The sequence below is a fragment of the Bacillus cereus group sp. BfR-BA-01524 genome (genome assembly GCF_022662595.1).
In the GTDB taxonomy this organism is placed as follows: Bacteria; Bacillota; Bacilli; order Bacillales; family Bacillaceae_G; genus Bacillus_A; species Bacillus_A thuringiensis_S.
Window position 1 is genome coordinate 1 of record NZ_JAKUDW010000489.1, and the last position, 217, is coordinate 217.

Here is a 217-nt window from a genome sequence, read left to right on the forward strand (position 1 = left end):
ATAAAGCAACTAAATGCAGGTTCTTTTTTCAACGAAAAATATCCGAACTTAGCAAAGAAAGAATTTGAAAATGCTAAAGTCCCAACATTAAAAGAAATTATTGAAACGTTTAGTGAAGAAAGTCTGCAAAAGATTCATAGCTTAAATAGTAATATATCTTTAGTACAATTATTACCTTATAAAAAAGCAGTTCAATTAACAGAATTAGAGATAGAAA

At 26.3% G+C, this 217-nt stretch carries 1 pseudogene; it reads left to right on the forward strand.

What is annotated here, in order from left to right:
• Positions 1 to 217: pseudogene (locus MR170_RS32030) on the forward strand (glycerophosphodiester phosphodiesterase); the annotation flags it as partial.